The organism is Neisseria sp. P0009.S007 (assembly GCF_051962515.1).
Map to the genome: position 1 here is coordinate 1 of NZ_JBQCVF010000461.1, position 1,103 is coordinate 1,103.

At 51.4% G+C, this 1,103-nt stretch carries 1 protein-coding gene; it reads left to right on the forward strand.

Going from position 1 to position 1,103, the window contains the following annotated elements:
* Positions 1-1,068 (forward strand): glycosyltransferase (locus ACTHS3_RS14060; protein ID WP_440368259.1); only part of this gene is annotated, 1,068 nt, incomplete at its 5' end.
* Positions 1,069-1,103 lie beyond the last annotated feature (35 nt).

The following is a 1,103-nucleotide window of genomic DNA, read 5'->3' on the forward strand; positions in this document are numbered from 1 at the left end:
TTTTTCGATGCAAAGGGCATCGCAGGTGAGATTCATCATGATGGTTGGCAAAATTTTGCATACAACCGCAATCAGGCGTTGAAACACGCAAAAGACAAAACCGATTATGTGTTGATTTTTGATGCGGACGACCGCTTTGAAGGCAAATTGGAATTGCCCGAGCTGACCGCCGACCGTTACCGCCTCCGCATGCGAAATGCCATGGGCAGCGTGGTTTATTACCGTCCGCTGTTGTTGCGCAATGACGGTACATTCTACTGGCGCGGCGTGTTGCACGAATTTATCGAAACTGACAAACAAGATACCAGCGAAGCCACGCTTCATGGCGACTATACGGTTCTCAGCGGCCGTTTCGGCGCACGCAGCAATATGGCGAACAAGTACCTGCTTGACGCCGTTTCTTTGGAAAAAGCGTTTTACAGCCCAGAAGATGAAGACCTGAAACCGCGTTACGCCTTTTATGCGGCGCGTTCTTATTGGGATTCCGATATGCCCGAGCGTGCAAGCGAATGGTTTAAAAAACGCATCGAGTTGGGCGGTTGGATAGAGGAAGTGACGGTTTCTTACCAACAGCTGGGCGAGTGCTACAAATTAATGGGCAAACGCGATGAAGCCTTGGCAACTTGGTTGGCAGGCTACGATTACAACCCGCGCCGCGCCGAGTGCCTCTACCTTGCGCAAACCATGCTGCGTCAGGAAGGGAAATACCGCATTTCCCATGCAATCGGCCTGATGGCGAAACGTATCCCGTTCCCGAAAGACGATATTCTTTTTGTCCAAAGCAATGTCTATCAGTTGGACATCGACTATGAATTGTCGGTTACCGCCTATGCGGCCGGCGATTTGCGCCAAGGCTATGAGTCTTGCCGCCACTTGCTCTTGCTTAATGTACGCGAGGCATTGACTACGGTGACCATGCAAAATATGTGGCTCTACCGCGAACACGCGCAAACCGAAACGCGCGAAGTGTTGGAGCAGTTGGTGGCCGTCATGCAGCCTTATGCCGCGCAGGGCGGACGTTTGGTAGAAGTGACCGAATATTTTGCCGATATTTTGAAAAACCGTTAATCAGGACTTTGACCCAGCCGTCAGGCCGTCTGAAA